The sequence below is a fragment of the Allgaiera indica genome (assembly GCF_900106675.1).
Lineage (GTDB): Bacteria > Pseudomonadota > Alphaproteobacteria > Rhodobacterales > Rhodobacteraceae > Acidimangrovimonas > Acidimangrovimonas indica.
This window is the reverse complement of record NZ_FNOB01000002.1, coordinates 150,215-175,312: the sequence shown is the minus strand read 5'-3', so window position 1 is coordinate 175,312 and position 25,098 is coordinate 150,215. Positions and strand designations below refer to the sequence as shown.

At 65.7% G+C, this 25,098-nt stretch carries 28 protein-coding genes; 10 read left to right on the top strand and 18 right to left on the bottom strand.

What is annotated here, in order from left to right; genetic code table 11:
• Positions 1-98 precede the first annotated feature (98 nt).
• Genes BLV97_RS02540 through BLV97_RS02530 form a run of 3 tightly spaced genes read left to right on the top strand, consistent with a single transcriptional unit; the run spans position 99 to position 2,894 of the window.
• Complete coding sequence (locus BLV97_RS02540; protein ID WP_244520954.1) at positions 99-1,487, top strand: 6-hydroxynicotinate reductase; 1,389 nt, start codon at positions 99-101, stop codon at positions 1,485-1,487.
• Positions 1,460-2,320 (top strand): UPF0280 family protein, encoded by an 861-nt coding sequence (locus tag BLV97_RS02535; protein WP_244520946.1) that lies wholly within the window; start codon positions 1,460-1,462, stop codon positions 2,318-2,320. Before BLV97_RS02540 ends, BLV97_RS02535 begins: the two co-directional genes overlap by 28 nt.
• The gene (locus tag BLV97_RS02530; protein WP_035841181.1) at positions 2,313-2,894 is read left to right on the top strand and encodes an amino acid synthesis family protein; all 582 of its coding nucleotides are present in this window, start codon (positions 2,313-2,315) and stop codon (positions 2,892-2,894) included. The genes BLV97_RS02535 and BLV97_RS02530 overlap by 8 nt, the downstream gene beginning before the upstream one ends.
• Before the next feature lie 157 nt (positions 2,895-3,051).
• On the opposite strand, the gene BLV97_RS02525 is transcribed toward BLV97_RS02530, so the two are convergent.
• The 4 genes from BLV97_RS02525 to BLV97_RS02510 form a co-directional block, all read right to left on the bottom strand.
• Complete coding sequence (locus BLV97_RS02525; RefSeq protein ID WP_035841179.1) at positions 3,052-4,026, bottom strand: quinone oxidoreductase family protein; 975 nt, start codon at positions 4,024-4,026, stop codon at positions 3,052-3,054.
• Between the two features lie 91 nt (positions 4,027-4,117).
• Positions 4,118-5,533: an amidase gene (locus BLV97_RS02520; RefSeq protein ID WP_035841178.1), complete on the bottom strand. Its 1,416-nt coding sequence runs from the start codon at positions 5,531-5,533 to the stop codon at positions 4,118-4,120.
• Between the two features lie 102 nt (positions 5,534-5,635).
• A complete protein-coding gene (locus tag BLV97_RS02515; RefSeq protein WP_035841176.1) occupies positions 5,636-6,028 on the bottom strand; it encodes a hypothetical protein in 393 nt (130 codons plus the stop codon).
• Positions 6,025-6,276 carry a hypothetical protein gene (locus BLV97_RS02510; RefSeq protein WP_092163946.1) on the bottom strand — a complete coding sequence of 84 codons (252 nt, stop codon included), beginning with the start codon at positions 6,274-6,276 and terminating at the stop codon, positions 6,025-6,027. Before BLV97_RS02510 ends, BLV97_RS02515 begins: the two co-directional genes overlap by 4 nt.
• A gap of 218 nt (positions 6,277-6,494) precedes the next feature.
• On the opposite strand from BLV97_RS02510, the gene BLV97_RS02505 reads away from it, so the two are divergent.
• Positions 6,495-7,520, top strand: a complete 1,026-nt coding sequence (locus tag BLV97_RS02505) for an IS1595 family transposase (protein WP_035841222.1) — start codon at positions 6,495-6,497, stop codon at positions 7,518-7,520.
• Positions 7,521-7,578: 58 nt separating this feature from the next.
• Here the strand turns inward: BLV97_RS02505 and BLV97_RS02500 are convergent, their stop codons facing one another.
• On the bottom strand, positions 7,579-8,112 hold the full coding sequence (locus BLV97_RS02500) for an O-methyltransferase (protein ID WP_051645980.1): 534 nt from the start codon (positions 8,110-8,112) through the stop codon (positions 7,579-7,581).
• Between BLV97_RS02500 and BLV97_RS02495 the strand changes: the two genes are divergently transcribed.
• Positions 8,058-8,777, top strand: a complete 720-nt coding sequence (locus BLV97_RS02495) for a GntR family transcriptional regulator (protein ID WP_321196578.1) — start codon at positions 8,058-8,060, stop codon at positions 8,775-8,777. The two genes, BLV97_RS02500 and BLV97_RS02495, sit on opposite strands and share 55 nt — an antisense overlap.
• A gap of 93 nt (positions 8,778-8,870) precedes the next feature.
• Here BLV97_RS02495 and BLV97_RS02490 read toward each other — a convergent pair whose 3' ends face one another.
• The 12 genes from BLV97_RS02490 to BLV97_RS02435 all read right to left on the bottom strand — a co-directional run bounded on the left by BLV97_RS02490 (position 8,871) and on the right by BLV97_RS02435 (position 17,610).
• The gene (locus BLV97_RS02490) at positions 8,871-9,098 is read right to left on the bottom strand and encodes a sulfurtransferase TusA family protein (RefSeq protein WP_035841174.1); all 228 of its coding nucleotides are present in this window, start codon (positions 9,096-9,098) and stop codon (positions 8,871-8,873) included.
• Positions 9,099-9,120: 22 nt separating this feature from the next.
• Complete coding sequence (dsrE2, locus tag BLV97_RS02485; RefSeq protein ID WP_035841172.1) at positions 9,121-9,615, bottom strand: sulfur carrier protein DsrE2; 495 nt, start codon at positions 9,613-9,615, stop codon at positions 9,121-9,123.
• Positions 9,616-9,679: 64 nt separating this feature from the next.
• On the bottom strand, positions 9,680-10,117 hold the full coding sequence (locus BLV97_RS02480) for a biotin/lipoyl attachment domain-containing protein (RefSeq protein ID WP_035841171.1): 438 nt from the start codon (positions 10,115-10,117) through the stop codon (positions 9,680-9,682).
• Positions 10,118-10,597, bottom strand: a complete 480-nt coding sequence (locus BLV97_RS02475; protein ID WP_035841169.1) for a hypothetical protein — start codon at positions 10,595-10,597, stop codon at positions 10,118-10,120.
• Complete coding sequence (locus tag BLV97_RS02470; protein ID WP_244520945.1) at positions 10,594-11,523, bottom strand: CoB--CoM heterodisulfide reductase iron-sulfur subunit B family protein; 930 nt, start codon at positions 11,521-11,523, stop codon at positions 10,594-10,596. Before BLV97_RS02470 ends, BLV97_RS02475 begins: the two co-directional genes overlap by 4 nt.
• A complete protein-coding gene (locus BLV97_RS02465) occupies positions 11,523-12,269 on the bottom strand; it encodes a 4Fe-4S dicluster domain-containing protein (protein ID WP_035841166.1) in 747 nt (248 codons plus the stop codon). Before BLV97_RS02465 ends, BLV97_RS02470 begins: the two co-directional genes overlap by 1 nt.
• Entirely contained in the window at positions 12,269-13,147 is an 879-nt protein-coding gene (locus BLV97_RS02460; RefSeq protein WP_035841164.1) for a hypothetical protein, read from the bottom strand. The genes BLV97_RS02465 and BLV97_RS02460 overlap by 1 nt, the downstream gene beginning before the upstream one ends.
• Positions 13,147-14,199 carry a CoB--CoM heterodisulfide reductase iron-sulfur subunit A family protein gene (locus tag BLV97_RS02455; protein ID WP_081824997.1) on the bottom strand — a complete coding sequence of 351 codons (1,053 nt, stop codon included), beginning with the start codon at positions 14,197-14,199 and terminating at the stop codon, positions 13,147-13,149. The genes BLV97_RS02460 and BLV97_RS02455 overlap by 1 nt, the downstream gene beginning before the upstream one ends.
• The gene (locus BLV97_RS02450) at positions 14,196-15,566 is read right to left on the bottom strand and encodes a heterodisulfide reductase-related iron-sulfur binding cluster (protein ID WP_035841162.1); all 1,371 of its coding nucleotides are present in this window, start codon (positions 15,564-15,566) and stop codon (positions 14,196-14,198) included. Before BLV97_RS02450 ends, BLV97_RS02455 begins: the two co-directional genes overlap by 4 nt.
• Before the next feature lie 55 nt (positions 15,567-15,621).
• Positions 15,622-16,383 (bottom strand): 4Fe-4S dicluster domain-containing protein, encoded by a 762-nt coding sequence (locus BLV97_RS02445; RefSeq protein WP_210184755.1) that lies wholly within the window; start codon positions 16,381-16,383, stop codon positions 15,622-15,624.
• A gap of 42 nt (positions 16,384-16,425) precedes the next feature.
• Positions 16,426-16,806, bottom strand: a complete 381-nt coding sequence (locus tag BLV97_RS02440) for a DsrE family protein (protein ID WP_035841159.1) — start codon at positions 16,804-16,806, stop codon at positions 16,426-16,428.
• A 117-nt stretch (positions 16,807-16,923) separates the two neighbouring features.
• Positions 16,924-17,610 carry a type 1 glutamine amidotransferase family protein gene (locus tag BLV97_RS02435; protein ID WP_035841155.1) on the bottom strand — a complete coding sequence of 229 codons (687 nt, stop codon included), beginning with the start codon at positions 17,608-17,610 and terminating at the stop codon, positions 16,924-16,926.
• A 362-nt stretch (positions 17,611-17,972) separates the two neighbouring features.
• Here BLV97_RS02435 and BLV97_RS02430 point away from each other — a divergent pair, with 362 nt between their 5' ends.
• The 5 genes from BLV97_RS02430 (at position 17,973) to BLV97_RS02410 (ending at position 23,743) form a co-directional block, all read left to right on the top strand.
• Complete coding sequence (locus BLV97_RS02430) at positions 17,973-19,088, top strand: acetoin utilization protein AcuC (RefSeq protein ID WP_035841153.1); 1,116 nt, start codon at positions 17,973-17,975, stop codon at positions 19,086-19,088.
• Positions 19,089-19,109: 21 nt separating this feature from the next.
• Positions 19,110-20,159, top strand: a complete 1,050-nt coding sequence (locus BLV97_RS02425) for a radical SAM protein (protein ID WP_035841151.1) — start codon at positions 19,110-19,112, stop codon at positions 20,157-20,159.
• Entirely contained in the window at positions 20,156-21,274 is a 1,119-nt protein-coding gene (locus tag BLV97_RS02420) for an NAD(P)/FAD-dependent oxidoreductase (RefSeq protein ID WP_081824996.1), read from the top strand. Before BLV97_RS02425 ends, BLV97_RS02420 begins: the two co-directional genes overlap by 4 nt.
• Entirely contained in the window at positions 21,271-22,557 is a 1,287-nt protein-coding gene (locus BLV97_RS02415; RefSeq protein WP_051645979.1) for a radical SAM protein, read from the top strand. The genes BLV97_RS02420 and BLV97_RS02415 overlap by 4 nt, the downstream gene beginning before the upstream one ends.
• Positions 22,558-22,654: 97 nt before the next feature.
• Positions 22,655-23,743 (top strand): lipoate--protein ligase family protein, encoded by a 1,089-nt coding sequence (locus BLV97_RS02410; protein WP_035841148.1) that lies wholly within the window; start codon positions 22,655-22,657, stop codon positions 23,741-23,743.
• A 15-nt stretch (positions 23,744-23,758) separates the two neighbouring features.
• Here the strand turns inward: BLV97_RS02410 and BLV97_RS02405 are convergent, their stop codons facing one another.
• Positions 23,759-25,096: an 8-oxoguanine deaminase gene (locus BLV97_RS02405; protein WP_035841146.1), complete on the bottom strand. Its 1,338-nt coding sequence runs from the start codon at positions 25,094-25,096 to the stop codon at positions 23,759-23,761.
• Positions 25,097-25,098: the final 2 nt, after the last annotated feature.

Genomic DNA, 25,098 nt, shown 5'->3' with positions numbered 1-25,098 from the left:
CCGATCACGATCATGACACGCGTGCCGACACCTCGGACGGCACCCTGCCGGGCGGGCGCGTGCGTGCCGAAAAGATCCGCTGCGACGCCTGTCCGGTGATGTGCTATATCGCCGAGGGCCGCGCGGGGGCCTGCGACCGCTATGCCAACGAAGGCGGCCGCATCGTGCGTTGCGACCCGGCCACCGTGCTTGACCGCCGGCTAGCGGCGGGCGCACAGATCCGTCCCTTCCTGAAGGCCGATTGGAATGGCACCCTGTCGGATGCCGATGTTTTTGTCAGCGCGGTCGGCGCGGGCACGACCTATCCCGACTACAAGCCCGCCCCCTTCATCGTCAGCCGCGAGATCGAGGGCGTCGATGTCGTGACCGTGGTGACCGAGGCGATCTATTCCTATTGCGGCGTCAAGGTGAAGATCGACACCGACCGGCACCTGGGCGGCGAAGGCGCGGTTGTGCGCGCCGATGGCGAGGCGGTGGGGCTGGTTGCCACGTCGGAATACGGCTCTCAGATGCTGTCGCTTGGCGGCGTCGATCATCTGACGGGGGGGTCGAAGGCGGAGGGCCGCGTCACCTGTGACACGCTGATGAAGCTTTGCAACCGCGCGGCGGTGGAACTGACCATCGACGGGGGCGCGGGGGTCGTGGTTCAGGCCGGCCAGCCGCCGATCGTGGATGGCAGCCGCGAGGAACGCATGCGGGTCGGCTGCGGCTCGGCCACGATCGGGATGTTCGCCGCGCAATGGCACGGGCTGGTGGACGAGGTGGTGGTGGTCGACGACCACATCACCGGCGTCGTCAGCGAACATCAGGCGGGCAAGGTGCTGGGCTGGCCGGATACCGGGATCAAGATCAAGGGCCGCCGCTCGACGCCCGGGCGCTATTTTCAGGTGGCGGGGCCGGGGCTGGGCTGGGGCGGCACCGATATCGAGGATCCGCTGACGATCCTGGGCCCGTGGAACCCGAAGAAGGGGGCGCGGCCGGGGCTGAGCTTGCTGATGGTTTCGACCACCGGGGAACACGCGGCCTTCTATGTGCTCGACGAGGATCTGACCCCGATCGCGCGGCCACTGCCTGCGGCGTTGCGGCCTTCGGTGGACCTGATTGCCGAGAATTGCGAGCCCGCGCTTTGCACGGTGATGTTCACCGGCGGCGCTGGGGGCAGCTTGCGCTCGGGGGCGACGCGAAACCCGGTGCGGCTGACCCGGGCGGTGCAGTCGGGGCGCGCCCAGGTCAGCTGTGGCGGCGCGCCCGCCTGGGTCTGGCCGGGCGGGGGCATCACCTTCCTTGTCGACGTGCTGAAGATGCCGGAAAACGCCTTCGGCTATGTCCCCACGCCGGCGCTGGTGGCGCCGCTTGAATTCACCATGAACCGCGCGGAATATGTCGCGCTGGGCGGGCATGAGGACGCGATCCGCAGCTTGCGCTCGGTGCTGGAGGAGGGCGGCGAATACGGCGCGGAATGGCGCGCGCTGGGGCCGGTGCGCTGATGGGCATAGAGGCCTCTTACCTGCCGGACGGGGCGCGGCTGCACCTTCACCACGGTCCGATCGACCTGATACTTTGGGCCGATGCCGACACGAGAAAGGCCGCCTATACCCTCGCGACAGATCGATTTTCCGGATTGCTGGAGGAACTCGTGACCGAATTGCCGGTGCTGCGCAGCCCCGCGCCGCGAACCCCGGAAGGACCGGTCGCGCGGCGGATGGCGGCGGCCGTCGCACCCTATGCGGCCGAATTCATCACCCCGATGGCGGCGGTCGCGGGGGCGGTGGCGGATGCGGTACTGGCCGCGATGGCCGATGCGCCCGGCCTGACCAAGGCGCATGTGAACAACGGCGGCGATATCGCCTTTCATCTTGCGCCGGGGCAAAGCTTGACGGCCGCGATCGCCGGGGCGCCTGCCGGGCTGAGGCTAACGGCGGACCAGCCCTTCCGCGGGCTTGCCACCTCGGGCTGGCGCGGGCGCAGCCATTCGCTGGGCATCGCCGACGCGGTCACGGTGATCGCCCGCAGCGCAGCCGAGGCCGATGCGGCGGCCACGATGATCGCCAATGCCGTCAACCTGCCCGGCCACCCTTCAATCATACGCCGACCGGCTTGCGACCTGGCGCCCGACAGCGACCTTGGGCCGCGCCTGGTCACGGTCGATGTCGGCCCGCTCTCGGCCGCGGAAAGCGCCCATGCGCTGGACCGTGGCCTTGCCGCCGCCCGTCGCTATCACGCCCGCGGCCTGATCGGCGCCGCGCTTCTGTCGCTCAACGGCCTTACCCGTACCGCCGGCGCGGTGCCCACCCCCGAACCGGAGCTTGCCCATGACTGATTTCGCCCTTCGCAAGACGATGATCCTCCTTGAGGAAATCCATCACGAGGGCGGCCCCGAAGCCGCCTCCCCGCGCCTGCGTGGCGCCATCCTCGCGCTGGTGAAGAACCCCTTCGCCGGCCGCTACGAGCCCGACCTGCAGCCGGCGATGGAACGCCTCAAGCCACTTGGCCTGATGATGACCGAACGGCTGATCGCCGCGATGGGCGGGCGCGGCGGCATCGACAGCTACGGCAAGGGCGCCATCGTGGGCGAGGGCGGCGAGATCGAACATGGCGCGCTCTGGCACGTCCCGGGCGGCTATGCGATGCGCGCACGGCTGGGCGAAAGCCGCGCCATCGTGCCCTCGGCGATGAAGGTGGGCGGCATGGGCGCACGGCTCGACGTGCCGCTTGGCCATATCAACGCAGCCTATGTGCGCAGCCATTTCGACGCGATCGAGGTGGGCCTGCACGATGGCCCCAGGGCAGGCGAGATCCTCTTTGCGCTCGCGATGGCGCGCGGCGGGCGAGTGCACGACCGGATGGGCGGCCTCACGGTGGCCGAGGTGAAGGGCGAGGATGGTTTGCGCTGAAACCCCGCGGGCGGGGGCGCTGCCCCCTGCACCCCCGGAGTATTGGAGCCAAGATGAAGGCCATTGAGGTCTTTTTCCTTCATCTTGGCAAGAAATACTCCACGGGGGTCCGGGGGTGTGAAACCCCCGGCGCGCTGTTCTGCAAGGTCGCCAGGCCTCAGGGCAGCAGCACCGTGCCCCCCACGGTCTTGCGGGCTTCCAGCGCGCGGTGCGCCTCGGCCACCTGGTCCAGCGCGAAGCGCTGGTCGACGCGGATCTTCACCTTGCCCGAGGTCACCATGGCGAACAGCTCCTGCGCCATCGCCTGGCAATCCTCGTGCTTGGCGATATGGGTGAAAAGCGTGGGCCGGGTGATCTTGAGCGAGCCAAGCGCGCCCAGGCGGCCCAGTTCGAACGGCGGCACCGGACCCGAGGCATTGCCGAAGGAGATCATCGTCCCTAGCGGCCGCAGGCATTTGAGCGAGCCCTCGAACGTGTCCTTGCCGACCGAATCCATCACCACGTCGACGCCGCGCTGGTCGGTTATTTCCTTCACCCGTGCCTCGAAATCCTCGCTCCGGTAGTTGATCACATGCTCGGCGCCGTGTTCCTTCGCCAGCGCGCATTTCTCGTCCGAGCCCGCGGTGCCGATCAGGTGGATGCCCTTGGCGCGTGCCCATTGGCAGGCGATCAGCCCTACCCCCCCCGCCGCGGCATGGAACAGCACCCAGTCGCCAGCCTTTAGCGGCACGGTGCGCTCGAACAGATAAACCACCGTCATGCCCTTCAGCATCATCGCCGCGCCCTCCTCGAACGAGATCGCGTCGGGCAACGGGCAGACCTGCGCGGCCGGCATCACCCGTTCTTCGGTGTAGGCTCCGGGCGGGCCCGCGGCATAGGCGGCGCGGTCGCCGGCCTTCAGATGGGCCACGCCGTCGCCCACCTCGGTGACGACGCCCGCGGCCTCCATCCCCAGCGCCAGGGGCAGCGCGTTCGGGTATAGCCCGGTGCGCTGGTAGACGTCGATAAAGTTGAGGCCCAGGGCCTCGTGCCGGATGCGGATCTCGCCAGGGCCGGGATCGCCCACGGGCCGATCGACCAGCTTGAATTGTTCGGGCCCGCCGAAGGCCTCGATGATCGCGGTTTTCGCCATGATGTCTCCTCCTGTCTGTATTGGTTGTAGCGGGGCGGGTGCCGCGGGCAAGCGCGCCCGGGGCCAGAGCGCCCAGGTCAGAGCGCCCGGGTCAGAGCGGCGGCGGCGGGCGGCGGCCTGGCCAGTCGGTGGCGCGGTGCCAGGCCTGGGCCAGGCGCAGCAGCCCGCGATCGCCGCCGCGGCGGCCGATCAGTTGCATCCCCATCGGCAGGCCCTGCGCACTGACGCCCGCGGGGACCGAGATCGCCGGCAATCCGATCAGGCTGACTGGCACGACGACCTCCATCCAGCGGTGATAGCTGTCCATCTGCCGCTCGCCGATCATGTGCGGCCAGTCCAGCGTCTTGTCGAACGGCCAGACCTGGGCCGAGGGCAGCACCAGCGCGTCGTAGTCCTCAAACAGCGCGGCGGCGGCGGCGAACCATTCCGAACGGATCACGCTGGCGCGGTGGACCTCCATCGCGCTGAAGCCCAGGCCGCGCTCGATTTCCCATATGGCCTCGGGCTTCAGCAGCTTTCGGCGCGCCGGGTCGGCATGGTGGATCGCCTGCCGCGCGGCCACGGCCCAGCTGCGCAGGGTGGTCCAGCTTTGCCACAGCTTCTCGGCCGGGAAGGGCGGGGGCAGGGGGGTGACCTCGCAGCCCATCCCGGCGAAGTCCCGCAGCGCGGCTTCGCACAGGTCCAGGATCCCCGGCTCCATCGTATAGGCGCCGCCCCAATCGCCCAGCCAGCCGATGCGCAGGCCGCGCGGGTCGGTGTCGAGCGCCTCGGCATAGGGTTCGGGCGGTAGACTGTGGGGCAGGCGTGGGTCGGGCTGCGACAGGGTTTCCAGCAGGGCGGCCAGATCCTCGATGTTGCGCGCCATCGGCCCGTCGGTGGACAGCGGATGCAGGAAGGTGTCGCCCACCGGATCGTGCGGCACGAGGCCATAGGAGGGCCGCATCCCATAGACGTTGCAATAGGCCGCGGGGTTGCGCAAAGAGCCCATCATGTCCGAGCCGTCCGCGACCGGCAGCAGCCGCGCCGCCAGCGCCGCCGCCGCGCCGCCAGACGAGCCGCCGGCGGTGCGCGTGCTGTCATAGGGGTTCGCGGTGGTGCCAAACACCGGGTTGCGGCTGTGGGATCCCAGACCGAATTCCGGCACGTTGGTCTTGCCGATCAGGATGGCGCCGGCGGCGCGCAGGCGGCGGGGCAGCATGTCGTCGGCGCGGGGCACCAAATCGGCGAAGATCGGAGAACCCCAGGTGCTGCGGATCCCCGCCACCGCCTGCAGATCCTTCACCGCCAGCGGCAGCCCGTGCAGCCAGCCCCGGCGCGGGGCGGCGTCGGCGGCGCGGGCCTCGGCCATCAACGTGTCGCGGTCGCGCAGGCTGACGATCGCGGTCAGGTCGGGGTTCAGCGCCGCGATCCGGTCGAGGGTGGCTGCCATCACCTCTTCGGAGGAGGTCTCGCCCCGCGCGATCATCCGCGACAGCGCGACGGCGCCGAGGTCGGTGAGGTTTGTCATGGGGGGCGCCTTTCCTGTGCCGTCTGCGCGGTACTTTGGCGGCGGGCGGGGAAAGGTGCAAGGGGCGGGCGCCCGGAGCCCGCCGCGCGCGCCGCCGGCTCGTCAGGCACCTTGGGGCAGCAGGAACACGCTGCGGGCCAGGGGGCCGCGCAGGCGCTCGCGGCCGTACCATTGCTCTAGCAGGTGCTTCGACAGAAGCTCCGGGTTTTGGGAGACGAAGGCCTCGAACGTCGCGTCGGGCGAGGCCGCCAGCCGTTCCGCGATCAGGCTCAGGAAGGCATAGGTGATGGTCAGGTTGAACTTCTCCGGCGCGCCGGCCGAGGCGGCGATGGCGCGCAGGCCCTTGGCGTAGGTCGCCGCCGCGTCGATGAAATCGTATTTGCGCAGCAGATCGAAGGCCACGCGGACATGCTGCTCATGGTGAAAGGCGGCTGCATCGACGCTTCCCGCCTCGAAGGCCTGCGTGATCCCGGACGGACCGCTCGCCTGTGTCATGTCTCGTCCTCCGCGAATTTGTGGCTGTCCTCGGCGCTCCAGTCGAGGTCGTAGACGGCCTTGAGCTGGGCAATCTTCTTCAGGGTCTCGTCCGAGAAGGGAGGCTTGTTCTCGAAACTGTGCAGCGCGATCGCCTCGATCAGGTCGCCGAGCGAGATGTTGAGGTACTCGGCGGTCCCCTTCAGCACCTTCAGCAACCGCTTCTCGATGCGCGCCCCGGTCTGAATGCGTTCGATCTTGTCGCCCATGATGTTATTTTGGTACATTGGAAACAAGCAGTCAACCCCGCGGAAGAGGGCGCGCGCCGTCACGCAAAAGAAAAACGCCATTATCCACGAAACAAAGCGGCTTCTCCGGCACGCCCAATACAGGTTGCCACATCGGCGCCCAACGACGGCCATCACGTAGTCGCTTCGCCTTTTCAGCAAAGAGCCAATCTATGGGTTCCCCAAGACTAGGCTCGATCATGATCACCGAACTCAAGTCCGTGCGTGATCTCTGGAAGAAGATGCCGACCGAGCGCCAGGCCCGGATCTTCCTCGAGCAGGCCATCTGGGCCGGGGACCGTTTCTGCCCGCATTGCGGCAGCTTGGGCTCGACACGGCTTCGGGGCGACTCCACGCGCGCCGGTCTCTGCCAGTGCGCCGAGAAGGAGTGTCGGCGGCAGTTCACCGTCACCACGAAGGCGCCGCTCCACACGACGAAGCTCGACCTCCGCATCTGGATCGCCACCATGTTCTTCGTGCTGACTTCCTCCAAGGGGATTTCATCCGTCGTCATGGCGCGCATCCTTGGAGTGAATCAGAAAACGGCGTGGAAGCTCGGCCACGCGATCCGGGAGCTGATGGACGACCGCGAGGGGATTGCCGGTCGGTTGTCGGGCATCGTCGATGTCGATGAGGCCTTCGTCGGAGGCAAGCCGAAGTTCGAGCACGGGGTTAAGAACAAGCGGGGCCGCGGCACCGGGAAGCCGATTGTCCTGGTTGCCGCCGCCCGAAATGGTCAGGCGCGTGCCTTCCTCGTCCCGAATGCCCAGGGGCGCACGATGGGGCCAGTTATCAAGGACTGGATCGATCCGGACTCGGTGATGATCACCGACAAGAACTCGCCCAACAAGAAGATCGGCGCCGCCTTCGCCGGGCACATGACGGTGCAGCGCAACAAGCACGAATATGCCGACCGCAGGACCGGGGCGCATATCAACACTGCGGAGGCCGTGAATGCCGTCGTGCAACGTGCCCTGATCGGGGTCTACCCTCGGCTGGTGAGACAGCACCTCCATCGGTATCTCGATGAGATCCTGCGGCGTTGGAACCACCGTAAGCCGACGATGAAGGTCCGGACCCGGAAGTCGGCTTCGGGGCATGCATCCGCTGAAACGACGACGGTATGGAAGCCCATCCCGGTCGTCGATCAGATGCGCGGATTGCTCCGATGCGCCGTGGGTCGCGGAATGAGGCGCACTCCCGTGTGGGGGCTTCGCTGGCCATGAACCGTGTTGGGAGCCCACTTGCTCCGCCTCTCATCACGCGACTCCATCGGTGTAGCCATCAGGCCTGTCCGTTCCTGACCGCGATCATGAGGCCCGTTCCCGTATCAAGATACACGGTGGCCCAGTCCGATCTGACCTGCAGGGATGCGAGAAGCGACACAACCTTGGTGTGATGGTCCAAGGGCCAGGAGGGATGTGGCCGCAGGTCGTCCACGACATAGAGTCCACCGGGTGCGATAAGGTCGAGCGTCTCGTCCAAGTGAGAGAATTTTCCCGGCCTGGCATCTGCGAAGACAAGATCGAAGCTGCGGGCCTCTTGCCCCGTGATGAAGACCGCAGCGTCCTCGCATTCGAACCGGACACGGGCATCGTCCCCAAGACCTTTTCTGGCGATCGCCTGACAAGAGGCATCAGTGTCGATGCTGACAAGGCGCGCCGCGGCATCCATTCCGTCCAACAGGAAGGCCGTCGCCAGACCGGTGCCGGTCCCGAGTTCCAACAACCGTCCTCCGGGTTTCGACGCGGCAAGCGCGCGCAATAGGGCGCCGACCTCGAGTCCGGACGACATGGAAAAACCACTGCCTTCCGTCATGGCCGACAGCCGTCCATAGGGTCAGGGACTGGATCGGCGAGACTGCGGAAGCCGTCGCGGGCCGGCTGCGCGACGAGATCATCCGGGGCGACCTTGTCCCGGGGACACTGCTGCGTCAGGAGGCGCTCGCCCGGCGTTTCGAGACCAGCAGGATGCCGATCCGCGACGGGCTGAAGATGCTCGAGCGTGAAGGCCTCGTAGTGCTCCCCGTCAACCGCAGCGCTCGGGTTTCACCGCTCGACCCCGACAGCCTTCGCGAGATCAACGAGATGAGGGCGGTGGCCGAGCCGCTGGCGCTGAAGCACGCCATCCCCGAGATCAGCGAGCGTCAGATCGGCGTCGCCGAAGCGATTCAAGATGAGGCAGAACTGGCGGGGATCGAAGCCTTTCCGCGCCTCAACGCGGCCTTCCATGCTGCACTGCTCGCTCCGTGCGGTCGGCCCCGACTGCTCGCCCATATCGCAATGCTCAATGACCTTTCGGAAAGGTATTTCCACATCGCGGCGGTCGAAATGGATTATGCCGAGCGATCACACCACGAACACCGCGATCTGCTCGAAACGTGTAAGAAGAGGGATGCGCCTGCCGCCTGCCAGATGCTGGAGCGCCATATCAATTGCGCCAGCGAACTCATGCTCGACGCGCTGCAAGCAGCGGACAGGTAGTTCTGGTAAATTCCCAGTTTTCTTTGGTGGATAATAGGGAAGAAAAACGCGGCCCCGAAAGGCCGCGTTTGGATCATGTCGGAGCGTTCCGGATCAGGCGGTGTGCTTGATCAGGAAGGTGTAGACGCCGTTCGCCTCGCTGTGCTCCATCATCTCGTTGCCGGTGGTGCGGCAGAAGGCTTCGAAATCCTTCACCGCGCCAGGGTCGGTCGCGTCGATCTGCAAGACCGCGCCGGTTGCCATGTCCTTCAGCGCCTTCTTCGCGCGCAGGATCGGCAGTGGGCAGTTCAGCCCCTTGGCGTCAAGAACCTGATCGGCCATGTCGTTCGTTCCTTCTTCTGTCTCAGATGTAAAGGTTGATGTCGCTCTTGGCGGCGACGTCGACCCAGCTTGCTGCACCGCCGAGCGTCGGCCCCTCGATCATGTCCTCTTTCTTGTATTCGAAAAGGTCCATGGTCATCTGGCAGGCGATCATGTTGACATCGGCCTCGACCGCCAGTTCGCGCAGTTCCTCGATCGAGGCGACGCCCTTCTTCTTCATCATGTTCTTCATCATGTTGGTCGTCAGCGAGGTCATCCCCGGCAGCGCCGCCACGATGTTCGGCATGGCCATGTGGCCGCCGCCCATGGGCATTTCCATCGCGGAATTGCCCAGCGGGTTGATCTTGAGGTTCAGATCCTTCTTGAGCAGCGTAAGCCCGTAGAAGGTAAAGAACATCGTCGTCTCGATCCCCATGGCCGCCGCCGTGGTGGCCAGGATGAAGGGCGGGTAAGCCCAGTCGAGGGTGCCCTTCGTGACGATGATCGTCATCGACTTGGCATTGGTATCGTCGAGCATAGTCTCCTCCTGCCGGATAGCCCGGCGCTTGAATGGTCCCCCGGCCGGATCCGCTCCGCGCCGGTTATTCGCAGCCCGCGAAAGAATCCGCTTCCATCTTCGCTTCGTAAGGTGCGGCGACGTCCGAGCCCTTGGTCAGACTGGCCAGTTCGGACGGGTCGGTCGGCTTGACCTTGACCATCCAGCCCTCGCCATAGGTGTCGGTATTGGCCAGTGTCGGCGTGGCGACCAGATTGTCGTTCACCGCGACGATCTCGGCCTCGAAGCCAAGCTTCGCCGGGCCCACCCACTTGCCGGATTCGACGGTGGCGCAGCTCTTGCCGGCCTTGATCGTCTTGCCGGCCTTCTTCGCGGTAAAGGCCACCAGCTGCCCGGCCATGCCGGTCGCGATCATGGTCATGCCGACCGAGAAGGTGCCGTCGCCTTCGTCGCGGTACCAAAGGTTGTTCTCCACGTCGTAGAGAAGCTCATCGGGTAGGTTGCAGCCACGCACAACAGGCATTCAGGCCTCCATCGCTCCAGCGGTTTCAGTTTTGGCGGCATCGGCCTGCCGGATCGGGCGGGACGAGCAGCAGAATTCGCCCAGGCCATCGGCTTGCAGCTTGCCGCCGATGAAAAGGGCCAGGTGACGCACGACCATGGCGCCGACGCGGATGGTGCGGGCGATATCGTCCGCCGCCGGGTCGTGAAGGATCAGGTTGTGATGATAGACCGCCTCGCGGCAGGTTTCCCGGCAGGCGTTGAAGCTGGGATTGCCCTTCGCGGCCTGACGGTGCAGGGCGATCAGGCGAAACCCTTCGTGCTTGTCGTCCGTGGGCACCTGGCCCTTGGCCACCAGCCAGGTTTCCAGGATCACCTCGGACATCGACAGAAGTTCCGCCGCCAGGGCCTCGGCCCTGGGCGCCAGATCCTCGTCGGGCGCCGCGATGATCGCGTCCGCCCGTTGTTCGATCTCGTCGATGGTGAGGCGTTCCGCGCTCATCCCAGCCCCTTTTCCTTCAGCAGCGACCGGGCATCCGAGAAATTCTCGTTCACGCCGACCTTCTTGGCCGACAGGCCAAGGGCCATGCCCAACAGCTGCGTAAAATAAAGTATCTTGATATTCGTCTTTCTGCCAAGCACCTTTTCGGCCCGGATCTGGTGCATTTCCAGCCCGGTGTGGCAGGTCGGGCATTCGGTGGCCACGACATCGGCGCCGCAGGCCTCGGCGGCGGTGAGGATGTTCAGCACCAGCTTGGTCGAGGTGTCGCTGTCCGACAGCGTATGCGCACCGCCGCAGCAGGCCGTCTTCAGCGGGAAATCGACGTTCTCGGCACCGGCGGCGGCGAGGATGTCGTCCATGTAATGCGGCTTCGAGGTCGATTCGCTGCCCGGCCCCTGGTCCTTCTCGGGGAAGATATGGCGCGGGCGGGTGTACATGCAGCCGTAGTAGTTGGCCACCTTGATGCCCTGCAGCGAGTTCTTCACCCGCTCGCGGATGCCGTCCTCGCCGATCGACTTCTTGATCCAGTCGAGCGCGTGGATGGTTTCGACCTTGCCGGCCTCATAGGTCTTGTGCCCGGCCTTCGACGACAGCCGGTTGTTGACCTCTTTCGAGGTCTCGTCGTGATCCAGGTCGTATTCGGCCTTCTTGAGGTTGTGATAGCAGCCGTTGCAGGGCGCCATCACGGTGTCGAAGCCCATTTCCTCGGTGATCGAGAGGTTGCGCGCCGACAGGTAGGTCTGGATCTTGGGGTCGATGTTCTTGACCTCCATCGCGCCGCAGCAGTTCCAGTTCTTGATCTCGACCAGATCAAGGCCCAGTTCCTTGCCGACCGCCTTGGTCGAGCGGTTGTAGGCGTGGCCCGACCCTTCCAGCGCGCAGCCGGGGTAATAGGCGACCTTCTTGTATTTCATGTCTCCGGCCATCACTTCGCTCCCTTGCTGCCAAGCCCCAATGCCTTGCGGTTGGCGGCTTCCCGTTCCTCGACATATTCGTTGATCGCGTCCCGCGCGCGCGCCCAGCCCCGGGTCTTGGGGCGGAACACCGTCGCGAAGCCCAGCTTCATCAGGTAGATGACCGGGAAGCGCTTGACCAAGCCGGTGACCATGGCGATCAGCCAGGGCTGGGCCAGCGGCTGGCCGGTGCGCTTGTAGAATTCGCGCAGCACCAGGCCGTCCTCGATCTTGCCGCGGCCGATGACCTGTTCGGAAAACGCCTCGTCGAAGATCATCGACGGCGATTTCGGCGTGTGGCCCTTGAGTTCCAGCCAATGCGAGGTGGCCTTCATCACACCCTCGGGCACGACGTCGCGCGGGCAGGCGTAGGTGCATTTGTTGCACGACACGCATTGCCAGATGATGTCCTTGTCGCGCAGCAGTTCGTCTTCCATGCCCATGCGGATCAGGTAGATCCAGTAGCGCGGGTTGAAATCCGGGTTGATCGCGTTGACGGTGCAGGAATTGGTGCACGACCCGCATTGCCAGCAGCGGTGGATGTTCTCACCGCCGGGCAGGGCCGCGATCTCTTCTTGCAGGTTCTCGTTGTAATCGGGCACCGAGCGACCTTCGATGAAGGTCGACCAGTGGCCCGAGACGTCCATGCCCTCGATCACAAGCTCTTCATGCTCGACCAGCTTTTCGGGCCGGATCAGGGATTTCTCATGGATGGGCATCAGGTCTTCTCCTGGTGGGGGATGGCCTTGGGCGTGCCAAGAACATGGGCGGTGCCGTCGATCAGCTTCAGCCGCGTGCGTCCGGTCTCGGTATCGACGGCGTCGAGGCCCAGCATCCGGCGGGTGTGCAGCATCGGATCTGAAGAGGTGGCGAATTCGGCGCGCATCAGGCTGCCGCCACGGTCGTTGATGTAATCTGCATAGACGTGGGACATCAGCAGGTCGGTGTAGAAGGGCAGGTCGCGGAACACGCCCTGATCGGTCAGAAAGCTTTCGATCTCGGCCGCGAGCGTGCGGAAGGCAAGGTAGTCGTCGGCCACCGGGATCTTGGCGGTGGCGACATCGTCGGCGAACCAGATCTCGCGCAGGACGCCGGTCTTGACCTTGGCGTCCCAGACCCAGCGGCACATCAGCGGGTAGCGGTCGGGAGAGATGAAATGCATCACCTCTGCCCCCAGATCGCGCACCCAGCGATGCGCCTTGTCATCGGGAAAGCGGGCGACGAAATCGGCCAGCCGGCGATCGGCCGTCTTGGTGTCGGACCAGCCCGCCAGCAAGCTTTCCAGACGCGCGCGCAGGGCCTCGAACCCGTTCTCGCCGATATAGGTGCCGACCTTGCGGCGCACCGGCGTGATGAAGGCGGCGAGGTCGAGGAACTCCATCTCGGTCAGCTCCGCCACGCGGCCCTTGCCCAGCATCTCCTCGAAAAGAGAGGCCTTGAGCGACAGCGCGGTGACGTAGCGTTCGACGCCGCCGGTGGGTTCGGCCGAGACGACCAGATGTTCGAACGCACGGCGCAGGGTCGGGCCGGACAGATCCAGCACCGGCGCCTCGGGGGGCGCCGATTCCGCTTCCTGTTTGCGCCGCAGCCCGAACATCACTCAGCCGCCGTTTCCACCGCTTTCGCCGAGAAGCCGAGCGCCGCCATCGCCGCCGCCGAGCCCTGCGCGATCGAGTCGTCGATCGTTTCCGGGCCGGTCGCCGAACCCGCCACGAACACGCCCGGACGCGAGGTCTCGCACAGGGTGGTGTAGGTGTTCTGGCGGTCGATGTAGCCGTATTTGTTCAGCTTCACCCCAAAGACCGAACTGATCGTCATGTTGTCGACGTTCGGATCCATGCCGACGGCGTGCACCACCATATCGAAGGGGATCGAGATCGGACGCTTGACCAGCGTGTCCTCGCCCTTGACCAGCAGGCGCTTGCCGTCCGAGGTGACCTCGGCGATCCGGGCCTTGATGTACTTGACCTTGTACTCTTCCTGGGAGCCCCAGTAGAACTCGCCCTCGTAAAGGCCGAAGGTCCGGATATCCATGTAGTAGATGTAGACGTTCGAGTCCGGCAGTTCCTCGCGGATTTCCATCGCCAGGTTCGCGGACACGGTGCAGCAGATCTTCGAGCACCACTCGCGGCCGATCTGGCGGTCACGCGAGCCGACGCACAGCAGGATCGCCACGCGGTCCGGCTTGCGCCCGTCCGAGGGGCAGCGCACGCCCTTGCCGGACGAGATCATCTGTTCCACCTGGGTGGTGGTGACCACGTCGGGGTAGGTGCCAAAGCCCCATTCCGGCTTGTTGATGCTGTCGAAATGGGTGAAGCCGGTGGTCAGGATCGTGCTGGCCGCCTCGATCTTGGTGCCGTCCTTCAGGGTCGCGGTGAAAGCGCCCGGCTCGCCGCCGAATTCCTGCACATGGGTGTTCAGATGCACGGTGACGTTGGGGTTCTGCTCGACCCGGGTGACCATGGCGCCGATGGCGTCCTTGGCCCATTCATGGGACGGCACCAGCTTGGCATAGCCCGACAGGATCGGCGCGCCGCCAAGGCGGTCTTCCTTCTCGACGAGGACAACCTTGCGGCCGGTGCTGGCTGCGGCATGGGCGGCGGACAGGCCCGAAGGCCCCCCGCCGACGATCAGGATGGGTCCACTCACTTATCCGCTCCTGCAAGTGCTTTGGGTTTCTCATAGCCGGGGCCCGAGGTGATGGCCCGCTTCGGGTCGTAGAGGGTCTCGATCTTGCCGACCTTGACGTCCTCCAGGTAGGCCTCGAATTCGGCCTTCTTCTTCTCCCAGTCGATCCCCATCTTCTCCAGCAGGTTCTCGAAGGGCGACGCATGCCAGTGCAGCTGCGCCAGCTTGTAGGGATGGGCGCCGAGCGCCAGCGCGGCGAACTGGCAATCCGCCATCACCGGCAACTCGTAGACCTTGTCGACGGCGCGGCCGATCCACTGGTTCTTGTCGAGCGTGGTGATGCAGCCGGTGTCATGGCCGATCATCACGTCCGATTTCGCCTCTTCCACCGCGACCTTGATCTTGCGGTCGATGGCGAAGGACCGGGTGAACTCGCGCTCGCCGATGATGTGGCGGAAGCCGAAGCCGCAGCAATCGTACCAGGTGGAATAGTCGATCACCTGGGTGCCCAGCGTCTGCAACAGGCCCGTGGTCACCGCCACGCGGTTGCCGTCCATCACGTCGTCGTCGTAGATCACGTCCTCGGGCACCATCTTGTAGACATGGCACGCCGGATGCACCGTGGTGCGGATGTTCGAGACGTCGATCTCCTGGTAGTTCTTCAGCCGGTGGCGCATGACATGCAGCCATTCCGAGTAGTGCACCAGCTCTTCCGGGATCAGCAGCTTGCCGTCCACCAGGCGGCCCAGCTTGCCCAGGATCTTGGTGACTTCCTCGCGCAGTTCGGCGGAGTGGATCAGGAAATGACGCATTTCCTTGTAGTTGCCGAACGAGGTGCCGCAGTGGATCAGCGGGTAATAGGTGCCTTCGGGCAGGCCCTGGGCCTTGGCCGAGACATAGGCCTGGTGGTAGTTGCGCAAGAACACCGCCGCCAGCGACACGACGTTGCCGATGCCCGAGCCGTGGTAGTTCCACGCCGTGCAAGAGGTCTGGTCGGTCTCGTCGAGGTAGTTCAGCTCCATCTTGTTCATCAGCCACAGCACCGAGGACGGATACCCCGGGATGTTGCCGCACTGGCCGCAGGACTTGTGGTGCCACAGGTTGTTGGTCGGGATCTTCTTGTCCCAGCCATAGAGCGTCTTGGCCATGATCGGCTGGTGCTGCTCTTCGGTGATCCGGTGGACCTTGATCTGGCCCTCCTTCTCAAGCTGCCACATCTCGTCACGGACATCGACCTTGCGCTCTTTGTTGGTCAGAAGCGCGCGTTTGTCGATCTTTGCCTCGACCCAGTCGGTCGCTCGGCGTGCCTCGTCGCGGCTGAGGTTCGAAGGCTGCCATTCGGCGCCAAAGCCGCTGAAGGCGCCATTCCCGTTGTCATCGCTTGCCATCGCAGGGTCTCCCTTGATCGGCGCCGGGGGCTGGCCGCCCCGCACGGCGCGGCGCTTAATCGTCGTCGTCCTCGTCGTCGTCGTCCTGCTCTTCGAGCCAGTCTTCCCACTCTTCGCGCTTTTCCTCCATCACGTCGGAGACCACGTCGAAGAGATTTTCGTCAACGGTTTCAAGCTGATCGAGGACGCCCGTGGCCTCCCAGATGGTGTAAAGCTCGACCGAGGTCTTGAGGTTGACCTCCCATGCCGTGTCCAGCGTGTGCATGGTCGGCATCGGGATCGCCTTGCGCAGGATCATCAGCGGCGCGTCCACCTTGGCGACGTTCGGGCCCCAGTCGGGGAACGCCTCCTTGGTGATCATGTTCGGCGCCAGCTGGTTGCCGGTCGACACCAGCTTCAGAAGCACGCGGCTGAACGGCCGCAGCACTTCCTTCGCGGTTTCCATGCCGTGCTTGATCGCCACTTCGCGCATGATCATGACCAGGCCGCCGGGCGAATTCTCGAACGGGCAGCGTGCCGCGCAGGTGTAGCACTGGGCGCAGGCCCAGATCTTTTCCTGCATCGCGTCGTAGATGCCCTCGAGGTTCTCCGTCCACAGAAGCTGGACGATCTCGCGCGGGGAATAGTCGTAGTAATGCGCGGACGGGCAGGTCGCGGTGCAGATCCCGCAGTTCAGGCAACCGTGGATCTCGTGGTCATAGACGGAGTGCCCCCTGATGTCGTCGAAGATCTCTTCGAGCTTCTCATAGGGCACGATCGGCTTTTCCGACACCGGGTCGCTGATCTGTGGATCAGGAAGTTTCGCGTGAACCGTCACCGTGGCCTCCCTTCGGCGATTGTCAACGTATGGAGCGACGCGTCAGTAGGTCAGGACTTTGGCGTCGTCGTTTTCCATGATGTCTTCGATGACCTTCGCGCCGCCCACGATGCCTTCGCATTCAGGGATCAGGTCGTCTTCGGTCATGTCGAAGAGATCGAGGTTGGGCGAGCAGCAGTAGAACTTCGCGCCAGCCTCGTGAGCGTCCTTGATGAAATCATAGACGGTCTTGGGTGATCCTTCCTTGACCACCAGCTTTTCGGCCACGCCCTTCTTCATCAGCTGGCCGGCGGTGGCGGTGCAGACAACGTCCACCTCGTAATCCATCGCTGCGGCGACGGTGGCCTGAAAGAACGGCGCGCCAAGCTCTTCGCCGTTGCGCGGGTCGGTATTGACCATCACGATGATCAGTTTGTCAGCCAAGGGTTCCTCCCAGATGTTCGCGGGGGGCCAGCCTTTGCGGCCATTCTCTCCCCCCAGGTCATTTGTCGCAGGATAGATGCAAAGATTTGAATAAGCAATGCTACCGTCGCATCAAATTCACATCCATCGCGCATGTTTTACGAGTCCGACCATCAGCTCGGTCAGCGATTCTCCGATTTCCTTTTGTGCGTTGGTCAGGTCTTGCAGCGGCGAGACGCAATCTTGGGGTGTATCGGTGAATTCCATGATCAGATCTTCCATCATACCACGTTTCATCCCCGGGTGGCCGAGAAATCCAAGTGATTCGCCGATGGCGAAGACCAGCGGCGCGCCGTCGGGGCCGGTGGCCAGGATGTCGGCGCCCTCGGGCAGGGCCGGGGCGTCGCGCAGATAGCAGCCCATGGGAAAGCTTGCCGGCATGTGGCCGCCCAGCGCGTCGGGGCGCGTGGCGGTGGCGGTGGGCACCTCGAACCGCAGTGGTGCTTCCTGCGCGCCGCCGCCCGCCGCGGTTGAAAGCAGCACCGCGCCCAGTTCAAGCCCCACAACCGGCAGCCCGGCCTCCAGGAAGGCGCGGGTCAGGCGCAGTTCATGCCCGAGCGAGGGCAGGATATGCCCGGAGACCACCCCATAGGGTCCGCCACCCAGCAGCATCATCCCGTCGAACCCGTCCACCGAGGTCGGCAGCATACCGCCCGAGGTGAACGGCCGCTTGTAGTGAAAACGGATGTTCCGCCCCTCGAAATGATCCTCCATCAGGCCGAGATATTCGGCCTCGGTATGCTGGATCACGCAGATGGTCTTCATTCCGTGTCCTTCTGTCCCTGGCCCGGCGCCCGGTGCCGTGCCGCGGTCTGAATCGATCCGCGCAGACTTCCCGGTCGCGTCGCCAAAGTCAAATATACATTCGCATGAATGAATAAATTTAACGATTTGCGGTGTCGGGCAGGGGCGGGCCAGGCGCGACGCCGGCAAGGACGGGCGCGGCGGGCCTGGCGGCCCCGCCGGTGCCCGCGTCTTGTGCGGCTCCTTCCAGCGCGCCGGCACGGCTGCCTTCGCGCGATGATTTCCCGTCCGGCAGGCAAAACGTTTGCCATTGCATCTAAAAATTGGAATATATGAGACTCAGGACTGGCCCAGCATGGCCCGGAGACGACAGAAAGGCCACGATGCCCGCCCGTTTCATCAGTTCCGAGATCTACCGGGCGACCGGCTACAGGGGGAATCATCCCCTTGCGATCCAGCGCATCGGATCGGTGCTGACGCTTGCGGAACAGCTCGGCTGGCTGCCCGGCGGCTATGAGGACAGCTACCGCGCCAGCCGCGAGGACCTGCTGAAATTCCACGCCCCCGACTATATAGACGCAATCGTCACCTGCGAACGAGAGCGCCGGGTGCCCGAAGAGGTGCGCGAGCGATACAAGATCGGCACGCTGGAAAACCCTGTGTTCGAAGGCCTTTACGAGCGCGCCAGCATGTCGGTCGGCGGCTCGATCCAATGCGCGAAGCTGGCGCTGGAATCGGGCGTGGCCTATCACCCGTCGGGCGGCACGCATCACGGGATGCGCGACCATGCCTCGGGATTCTGCTTCTTCAACGATCCGGTCTTCGCGATGCTGACCTTTCTGGAAGAAGGGCTGGAACGCGTGCTTTATGTCGATCTCGATGCCCATCACGGCGACGGGGTCGAGGTGGCCTTTGCCGACGATCCGCGCGTGATGACGATCTCGATGCATGAGGAAAACCGCTGGCCCTGGACCGGCACGCTGGGCGACCGCGCCGGCGGTCGGGCCCGCAACCTGCCGGTGCCGGGCCGGATGAACGACAGCGAATTCGACTATCTGATGGAACATGCGGTGCTGCCGCTGGCGCGCGGCTTCGCGCCGCAGGCGGTGGTGGTCACCTGTGGCGCCGATCCGCTGGCAGGCGATCCGCTGTCCTCGCTGGAATTGTCGAACACCGCGCTTTGGGATGCGGTTGTGGCGCTGACCCGCGTCGCGCCGCATACGGCGGTGCTGGGCGGGGGCGGCTACAACCCCTGGACCGTGGCGCGGTGCTGGACCGGTCTTTGGGGGCGGCTTGCCGGCTACGCGATCCCCGCCGACCTGCCGGCCGAAAGCCGGGACTTGCTTGAAGCGCTCGACTGCGATCTTGTCGATGACGAGGACGACATGCAGCCGGGCTGGACCACCACGCTTGCCGATCCGCGCAATGATGGCATGATACGGGAACGTTTCCGCGAAATTGCCGAGGCGGTGCTGGCGCCGGAGGAAGAAGTGGCCTGAGCGCCGCGAAGGGAGGAACGCATGTCTGACTGGCTGAGCCGGATCAGCGAGATCGAAGAACTCGAGGACGCCGAATTCGACCCCATCCTTGTGGCCGAGATGGAGCGCGCGGCGCCGCAGATGCTGGATCGTCGGATCCGGTTCTCGACGCCCACATTCAAGGAATACGATTCGGCCGAGGTGAAGGGCTGCGGCAAGAATTCCTTCCCGGCGTTTTCGATCACGGCAGGTGGATGCGCTCTGGATTGCGATCATTGCCAGGCGAAGATCCTGGAGCCGATGATCCCCGCCACGAAGCCCGAGATGCTGGACCGGAAGGTCCGCGACCTGATCCTGTTGCAGGATCTGCAGGGCTTCTTGCTGTCGGGGGGCTCGAACCGGCGCAACGAGATCCGCTATGAACGTTTCTACCCGGTGATCGAGGGGCTGAAGCGCGATTTCCCGCACCTGAAAGTCGCGATCCACACCGCGCTGACCGACGAGGCCGGCGCGCGCCGGATGGAATCGGCCGGCGTGGACACCGCGATGATGGACGTGATCGGCGCGCAGGAGACGATCGAACAGGTCTATCACCTCGACCGGCCGGTGGCGGATTTCGAGGCCACGCTGGCGGCGCTGACCGCGACCAGCATGGAGGTCAGCCCCCATATCGTGGTGGGCCTGCATTACGGCGAGATCCTGGGCGAGGCGAATGCGCTCGATATCGTGTCGCGCTATCCGGTGAACGCGCTGGTGCTGGTGGTGATCATGCCGTTCTATGCCAAGCCCGGCACCTTCAAGACGCCCTCGACCGGCGATGTCGGGCGGATCTTCCTGGAGGCCCGCACGCGGCTGCCCGACAAGCAGGTGCTTCTGGGCTGTGCCCGCCCCGCGGGGATGCACAAGCGGGTGGTCGATGCCTATGCGGTGATGGCCGGGCTTGACGGCATCGCCTTCCCGGCCGACGGCGCGCTGGGTGTGACCCGGGCGATCGGGCGCGACTGGCATCAGGAACACGCCTGCTGCTCGATCAAGATCGGCGCCGACATCGGCGGGGGCTCGGTCAAGATCCCGTCCTGCGCGGCGTCATGAGCGCGCGCGTCGATATCCTCGTCTGCGGGCTGGGGCCCGCGGGCGCGGCGGCGGCCGAGGCCGCGGCGCGCGCCGGTCACCGCGTGCTGGCGGTCGAGCGCAACGCCACGCCGGGCCTGCCGGTGCAATGCGCCGAATTCGTACCCCAGATGATCGGCGCCGATGTGCCCGACGTGCGCGCCAGCCGCGTCCAGGACATCGCCGAGATGGAAACCTACGTCGGCGCCGACCCCGCCGACCTGACCCCCGATTTCCGCGGCTACATGATCGACCGCGCCGCGTTCGACCAGGCGCTGATCGCCAAGGCCCAGGCGGCGGGGGCGGACTGCCGCTTTGGTGCGCCGGTGCAGGAGATCACCCGCGACGGCGTGGTCACCGCCGGCGGGCAGGAGATCCGCGCCACGCTGATCATCGGCGCCGACGGGCCGCGCTCGCCCGTGGGGCGCGCGGCGGGGCGGCCGAATGTCGAGCTGGTCGAAACCCGGCAGATCACCGTCGACCTGCTGCAGCCCCATGCGGCGACCGACATCTTCCTGCGCCCCGAGATCGTGGGCGGCTATGCCTGGCTGTTTCCCAAGGGCCGCGTCGCCAATCTGGGGCTGGGCGTGGTGCCCGAGCGCAAGGCGGATCTGAAATCGCTGCTGGTGGCGTTGCATGCGCAACTGGTGACGGAAGGCCGGCTGGGGCGCGAGGTGCATCATACCACCGGCGGGCTGATCCCGGTGGGCGGCATTGTCGGGCTTGCCACCCGCATCGGCCCGGTGCCAGTGCTGCTGGCGGGCGACGCGGCGGGGCTGACCAATCCGATCACCGGCGCGGGCATCAATGCCGCGGTGATCTCGGGCCGCCTGGCGGGAGAGGCCGCGGCGGCGCTTCTGGCGGGGGACGCCGGCGCGCTGGAGGATTACGCCGAGGAGGTAAGCGACACGTTCGGCCCCTCGGTCGCGCTGGCGGTGCGGCGGCGCCGCGCGCTGATAGAGAATTATCGGGGGATGGCGATGCCGGCGCCGGACGCGTTGCGCGACAGCTGGATCGCCTATCCCCAATACTGGACACGAGACAGGACGGGCGCCACAGCCCACAAGGAAACACGGAAGGCGGAGGAAACAGCATGACCTGCTTGAAGCCCGAAAACGCAATGCCGGGGGCGGCTGGACCGGGGGGCGTCGATTTCAACGCCTATGACGTGATGGAGCCGCGCCGCCCCGGCGCGACCCCGGCGCCGTTCCGCAACGGCAAGCCGGTGAAGGATGCCAACATCGCGCCGCACGGCCTTTACCGTCCCGACTACCGGATCATGACGCCGCATATGCGATCGCCCGAATACGTCCAGATGTCGACCGCCGCGGCGATCACCCTGGGGCTGGTCGAGGGCCAGATGCATGGCTGTTCCTGCACGCGCTGCCTGAACCTGCTGCTGACCTATCCCGAGGGCTGCCGCGCCAACTGCGCCTATTGCGGCCTGGCCCGCCACCGCGAGGCCGAGCGCAACTATGCCGACCGCAACTTCATCCGCGTCGACTGGCCGGCGGTCAGCATGGACGAGATCGTCGAGCGCATCGCCAATGATCCGAACACGCCGTTCCATCGGATGTGCATCTCTATGATCACCCATCCGAATTCGGACAAGGACACCTTCACGGTGCTGAAGAAATGGACCGACCGGATCGACCCCGATCGCATTCCGATCTCGATCCTGTCGAACCCGCAGACCATGACCCGCGACGACGTCCAGCGCCTGCACGAGATGGGATCCGACATCTTCACCGTGGCGCTCGACGCCGCGACGCCGGAACTGTTCGACCGCACCCGCGGCAAGGGCGTGCAATCGCCCCATACCTGGAAGAAGTACTGGGAGATCCTCGAGGACGCGCGCGACATCTTCGGCCCGCAGAAGTTCGGCGCGCATATCATCGTCGGCATGGGGGAAACCGAATACGAGATCATGCAGCTGATCCAGCAGCTCGTCGACATGGGTGGCCACAGCCACATGTTCTGCTTCTTCCCCGAGAAGGGGTCGCTGATGGATCACCTGCCGGCCACGCCGCGCGACCAGTGGCGCCGGGTGCAGCTGGCGCGCTATCTGGTGGATTACTGCGGCGTGAACGTGGCCCAGATGAAGTTCGACGAGGCCGGGCGGATCGTCGATTTCGGCATGCCGGAATCGGAGCTGTCGGCGATCATCGACGCCGGCATCGCCTTCCGCACCTCGGGCTGCCCGGGCAAGTTCGCCGATGATATTTCGGCCTGCGACCGGCCCTATGGCGACAGCCCGCCCTCGAACATCGCCTCGTATCCCTTCCCGTTGAAGGAGGTGGACATTCGCAAGGTGCGCAGCCAGCTGGGCAAGCTGCGCCCGGGCGAGACCTACGAGGACGGCGAGGAATTCGATATCTGAAAGCGTGGCGGGGGGGGGGCGCTGCCCCCCGCCTTCGGCTCCCCCCGGAGTATTTTCGCCAAGATGAAGGGGGATGGGATTTTCGGGAGGAATTGAGATGACGAAGCCGTTTCGGGTGATTGATACCAAGGTGCGGCCCTGCCGCGAGCAGATGGCCTTTGATCAGGCGCTGATCGAGTGCCACAAGGCGGGGGAGATCCCCGACACGCTGCGGTTCCTGACCTTTCCGCCCTCGGTCCTGGTGGGGCGGCATCAGGCGATCAGCCAGGAGTTGAACCTTGACGCCTGCCGCGAGGCCGGTGTCGGCATCGGGCGGCGGATCACCGGGGGCGGGGCGCTTTACCTTGACGAGGGCCAGTTCGGCTGGGAGCTGATCTTTTCCAAGCAGACGCTGGGGTTGACCAACCTGGGCGATGTGGCGCGCGCGCTGTGCGAGGCCTGCGCGGCGGGGCTGTCGAAGCTGGGCGTCGCGGTGAAGTATCGCCCGCGCAATGATCTGGAGGTCGAGGGACGCAAGATCGGCGGCACCGGTGGCTTTTTCGACGGCGACACGATCTTCTATCAGGGCACGGTGCTGGTCGACATGAACGGGGCGAAGATGGCCTCGCTGCTGAATATCCCCGCGGCGAAGCTGGCCAAGCGCGGCCAGACCAGCGGCGCGCAGCGCGTGGTGACGCTGACCGAACTTTTCGACGGCGCGCCGCCGCCGGTGGACGAGATCAAGCAGGCGGTGATGGAGGGCTTTCGCGAAGGCCTGGGGATCGACCCGCAATGGGGCGAGATCAGCGAGGCCGAGGAAGCGACCGCGCGGCGCCTTTTCGACGAGGAGATCGGCCAGGACGAGTTCGTCTATTCGATCGACGATCCGGCGCATCCTTCGGATGTGCGTTCGGGCGGGTTCACCGGGCAGGGCGGGCGGATCGCGGCGCATGTCCGGCTGGAGGGGCCGCTGCAGAACCGTATCCGCGAGATCGTGGTGACCGGGGATTTCTTCGTCACCCCGCCGTCGACGATCCTGGATCTGGAGGCCGCGCTGCGCGGTGTCATGGTCGACGAGTTGGAGGCCGAGGTGGAGCGCTTCTTTGCCGAGGCGAAGGTTGGCCTGCTGACCGCCGCGCCGGCCGATTTCGTCCGTGCGATTCGCAACGCGATCGAGGGCGCCGAGGTCTACGAGACCGCCGAGTGACGCGGCCGGCGGGCTTCAGCCCGCCGCCAGCGCGCGGGCCAGGGCGTTGTGGCGTTCCAGCAGGTGGGCCAGGTCGATGGTGGTGAGCGCGCCGTCGCGCACCACCTGACGTCCCTCGACGAACAGGTGCTGCACCCGGGTCGGTCCGGCCAGAAGCAGCGCCGCCGGATCCCAGGACCCCGCGCTTTCCACCCCGCAGATGTCCCAAAGCGCCAGATCCGCGCGCAGGCCCGGCGCGATCCGGCCCAGATCGGCCCGGCCCAGCACTTCGGCGCCACCGCGGGTGACCATGCGCAGCGCCTCGCGCGGGCTCATCGCGTCGGCGCCCAGGCTGACGCGTTGCAAGAGCATCGCCTGGCGCGCCTCGGCGATCAGGTTGCCTGCGTCGTTCGAGGCCGATCCGTCCACGCCGATCCCCAGCTTGACGCCCGCGTCGCGCATCCCGCGCACCGGGGCGATCCCCGATCCCAGCCGGCAGTTGGAGCAGGGGCAATGCGCCACGCCCGTGCCGCTGCGCCCGAACAGCGCGATCTCGTCCGCGTCCAGCTTTACGCAATGGGCGTGCCAGACATCGGGTCCGGTCCAGCCCAGATCCTCGGCATACTGGCCGGGGCGGCAGCCGAACATGGCCTGCGAATAGGCAATGTCCTCGTCGTTCTCGGCCAGGTGGGTATGCAGCATCACCCCCTTGTCGCGGGCCAGAAGCGCGGTGTCGCGCATCAGTTCTCGGCTGACCGAGAACGGCGAGCAGGGGGCCAGCGCCACCTGCACCATGGCGCCGGGGGCGGGGTCGTGGAAGGTGTCGATGACGCGGATCGAATCCTCCAGGATCGCGGTCTCGGTCTCGACCATAGAGTCGGGGGGCAGGCCACCGGCGCTTTCCCCGATCGACATGGCGCCGCGGGTGGCGTGCAGGCGCAGGCCGATCCGCTGCGCGGCGGCAATGCTGTCGTCCAACCGGGCGCCGTTGGGAAAGATGTACTGGTGATCGGCGCTCAGCGTGCAGCCCGAAAGCGCCAGTTCCGCAAGCCCCGCAAGGGCCGCGACATGCATCTCTTCCGGTCCCATCCGTGCCCAGATCGGATACAGCCTGCGAAGCCAACCGAAAAGCGGCGCGTCCTGCGCGCCCGGCACCGCGCGGGTCATCGACTGATACAGGTGATGGTGGGTGTTGATCAGCCCGGGCGTGACCAGGCAGCGGCGCGCGTCGATCACCTCGCCCTTGGTGGTCAGGCCCTGGCCCACCGCGGCGATGGTGCCGCCGCGCAGCAGGATATCGCAATCGGCAAGCTCTTCGCCGGCGTCGTTCATGGTCACGACGCAGCGCGCGGCGCGCAGCAGGGTTTCTGTCATGG

Bases quoted from the DNA above. Each gene is read 5' to 3' on its own strand.
- BLV97_RS02540 (WP_244520954.1), top strand. From the start codon at position 99: ATGTGCTATATCGCCGAGGGCCGCGCGGGGGCCTGCGACCGCTATGCC.
- BLV97_RS02535 (WP_244520946.1), top strand. From the start codon at position 1,460: ATGGCGCGCGCTGGGGCCGGTGCGCTGATGGGCATAGAGGCCTCTTAC.
- BLV97_RS02530 (WP_035841181.1), top strand. From the start codon at position 2,313: ATGACTGATTTCGCCCTTCGCAAGACGATGATCCTCCTTGAGGAAATC.
- BLV97_RS02525 (WP_035841179.1), bottom strand. From the start codon at position 4,026: ATGGCGAAAACCGCGATCATCGAGGCCTTCGGCGGGCCCGAACAATTC.
- BLV97_RS02520 (WP_035841178.1), bottom strand. From the start codon at position 5,533: ATGACAAACCTCACCGACCTCGGCGCCGTCGCGCTGTCGCGGATGATC.
- BLV97_RS02515 (WP_035841176.1), bottom strand. From the start codon at position 6,028: ATGACACAGGCGAGCGGTCCGTCCGGGATCACGCAGGCCTTCGAGGCG.
- BLV97_RS02510 (WP_092163946.1), bottom strand. From the start codon at position 6,276: ATGGGCGACAAGATCGAACGCATTCAGACCGGGGCGCGCATCGAGAAG.
- BLV97_RS02505 (WP_035841222.1), top strand. From the start codon at position 6,495: ATGATCACCGAACTCAAGTCCGTGCGTGATCTCTGGAAGAAGATGCCG.
- BLV97_RS02500 (WP_051645980.1), bottom strand. From the start codon at position 8,112: ATGACGGAAGGCAGTGGTTTTTCCATGTCGTCCGGACTCGAGGTCGGC.
- BLV97_RS02490 (WP_035841174.1), bottom strand. From the start codon at position 9,098: ATGGCCGATCAGGTTCTTGACGCCAAGGGGCTGAACTGCCCACTGCCG.
- dsrE2 (WP_035841172.1), bottom strand. From the start codon at position 9,615: ATGCTCGACGATACCAATGCCAAGTCGATGACGATCATCGTCACGAAG.
- BLV97_RS02480 (WP_035841171.1), bottom strand. From the start codon at position 10,117: ATGCCTGTTGTGCGTGGCTGCAACCTACCCGATGAGCTTCTCTACGAC.
- BLV97_RS02475 (WP_035841169.1), bottom strand. From the start codon at position 10,597: ATGAGCGCGGAACGCCTCACCATCGACGAGATCGAACAACGGGCGGAC.
- BLV97_RS02470 (WP_244520945.1), bottom strand. From the start codon at position 11,523: ATGGCCGGAGACATGAAATACAAGAAGGTCGCCTATTACCCCGGCTGC.
- BLV97_RS02465 (WP_035841166.1), bottom strand. From the start codon at position 12,269: ATGCCCATCCATGAGAAATCCCTGATCCGGCCCGAAAAGCTGGTCGAG.
- BLV97_RS02460 (WP_035841164.1), bottom strand. From the start codon at position 13,147: ATGTTCGGGCTGCGGCGCAAACAGGAAGCGGAATCGGCGCCCCCCGAG.
- BLV97_RS02450 (WP_035841162.1), bottom strand. From the start codon at position 15,566: ATGGCAAGCGATGACAACGGGAATGGCGCCTTCAGCGGCTTTGGCGCC.
- BLV97_RS02435 (WP_035841155.1), bottom strand. From the start codon at position 17,610: ATGAAGACCATCTGCGTGATCCAGCATACCGAGGCCGAATATCTCGGC.
- BLV97_RS02430 (WP_035841153.1), top strand. From the start codon at position 17,973: ATGCCCGCCCGTTTCATCAGTTCCGAGATCTACCGGGCGACCGGCTAC.
- BLV97_RS02425 (WP_035841151.1), top strand. From the start codon at position 19,110: ATGTCTGACTGGCTGAGCCGGATCAGCGAGATCGAAGAACTCGAGGAC.
- BLV97_RS02420 (WP_081824996.1), top strand. From the start codon at position 20,156: ATGAGCGCGCGCGTCGATATCCTCGTCTGCGGGCTGGGGCCCGCGGGC.
- BLV97_RS02415 (WP_051645979.1), top strand. From the start codon at position 21,271: ATGACCTGCTTGAAGCCCGAAAACGCAATGCCGGGGGCGGCTGGACCG.
- BLV97_RS02410 (WP_035841148.1), top strand. From the start codon at position 22,655: ATGACGAAGCCGTTTCGGGTGATTGATACCAAGGTGCGGCCCTGCCGC.
- BLV97_RS02405 (WP_035841146.1), bottom strand. From the start codon at position 25,096: ATGACAGAAACCCTGCTGCGCGCCGCGCGCTGCGTCGTGACCATGAAC.